1 protein-coding gene is annotated in these 1,944 nt (G+C 62.0%); it reads right to left on the reverse strand.

Features of this window, described 5'->3' with window-relative positions; all coding sequences use genetic code 11:
* Positions 1 to 1,711, reverse strand: a 1,711-nt coding sequence (mutL, locus tag PROAA_RS12290; RefSeq protein ID WP_186411623.1) for a DNA mismatch repair endonuclease MutL, incomplete at its 3' end; no start/stop codon positions are given.
* Between the last annotated feature and the right edge of the window lie 233 nt (positions 1,712 to 1,944).

Consider the following 1,944-nt stretch of genomic DNA (forward strand, 5'->3'; position numbering starts at 1 on the left):
ACAGCCGTCTCGCGCGTACCGCACCGTGGCAGGCCATGGTGGCGAGCAGTTCGTTACGTCGCGTTGCCATCAATTGCGAGATGCCGTGTTCGCGCAATTCGCCGAGCAGCGCACGAGCCAGTGCTATGGGGTCGGCGGCCTGCAATAGCGCGGGTACGGCACGCACAGCAAGTTGTGCCGGACCCATCGGTGCGAGGTCGAAACCGAGCGCGTGCAACGCTTCGGTCTGCTCTTCGGCGGCGGCGACGTCGAGCGCGTCGGCGTTGAATACGGCAGGGATGAGCAGCGCCTGCGTCGCCACCTGATGTCCGTCAAGCGCATTCTTGAGCTTCTCGTAAAGGATTCGTTCATGCGCCGCGTGCATGTCGACGACGATCAGCCCCTGCGCATTCTGGGCGAGAATGTAGATGCCATGCAGTTGCGCCAGCGCATAGCCCAACGGTGGGGCTTCACTGAGCGAGAGTGCATCGGACAGCGCCGTGTAGGTCGTGTGTTGCACCGATTGCGCCGTCGTCGCAACATTCGCCAATTGGGCGAAAGCCAGATACGACGCGACAGCCGGTTCGCTGATACGCAGCGACTCCTGACGCGGTGCCCAGTGGTTGAATGCCGGGCGGGCCTCATCTTCATTGCGCGCCGGTAATGCATCCCGCATCCCGGCCAGCGAACTGGATAGCGTTCGCTGTACCGCATGGAAAACAAACTGATGCACCGCGCGAGCGTCGCGGAAGCGGACTTCGGTTTTGGCTGGATGGACGTTGACGTCAACACTCGCCGGATCGAGGTCGACAAAGATGCAGTACACCGGGAAGCGGCTTCCTTGCAGCATGTCCTGGTAGGCCTCGCGCAGCGCGTGGCTCAGCATCTTGTCGCGCACAAACCGCCCATTGACGTAACAGTACTGGGCATCGCTGCGCGCACGCGAATGGGCGGGCAGGGCGCAGTAACCATAAACGCGCAAGCGGTGACCGTTACCCGCGCTATCGCCAACGGCGTCGCTGATCTTCCCGGTGTCGACAGCGCGCGATTCGGTCAGGAATTCGTTGCCCAGGATGGCCCCAGCGCGTCCGCGCAAATCATTGCTGGCCAGATGGAGGCTGACGCGGCCGTTGTGCGACAGCGTAAACGCCACGTCGGGGTGCGAAAGCGCGATGCGCTTGACGGTTTCGGTGCAATGCGCGAACTCTGTCGCTTCGGATTTGAGAAACTTGCGACGCGCCGGCGTGTTGTAGTACAGATCGCGCATCTCGACCACCGTGCCGGAGTGCAAGGCAGCCGGCTCGGGTTGTGCCTGTGATTCCGGTGTGAGTCGCCATGCGTGGGATGAAGCCGGGTCGGCGCCCGCTTGCCGGCTGGTCAATGTGACGCGCGCCACGGCGGCGACCGAGGCCAGCGCTTCGCCGCGAAAGCCCAGCGTGGCGACACGCTCCAGATCGTTCAGTGAGGCGATCTTCGATGTGGCATGACGGGTGAGCGCGAGTGCCAGCTCATCCCGGGCGATGCCGCAGCCATCATCGCTGATGCGGATCAGTTTGACACCGCCTTCCTCGAGCTGGATCTGGACGCTTGAGCTGCCCGCATCCAGAGCATTTTCGAGCAATTCCTTGAGCACCGAAGCCGGACGCTCGACCACTTCGCCCGCAGCGATCTGGCTGATCAGCAGATCGGGCAGGATGTGTATTCCGGAACGGTGGGTGGTGGTGTCGGACATGGACAGATTATACCGGCCGGGCTTCGGGTAGAATCGCGCCTTTGTTCCGGGCAATCACCACGATGGAATACCTCGCCGCCTTTATCGATATCGTCCTTCACCTGGACAAACACCTCGCCGTGCTGGTGCAGCAGTACGGGCCATGGATCTACGCCATTCTTTTCACCATTATCTTCAGCGAAACGGGCTTTGTGGTGACGCCCTTTCTACCCGGTGATTCGCTGCTTTTCGTC

Origin of the sequence: Candidatus Propionivibrio aalborgensis (assembly GCF_900089945.1) — a bacterium.
In the GTDB taxonomy this organism is placed as follows: domain Bacteria; phylum Pseudomonadota; class Gammaproteobacteria; order Burkholderiales; family Rhodocyclaceae; genus Propionivibrio; species Propionivibrio aalborgensis.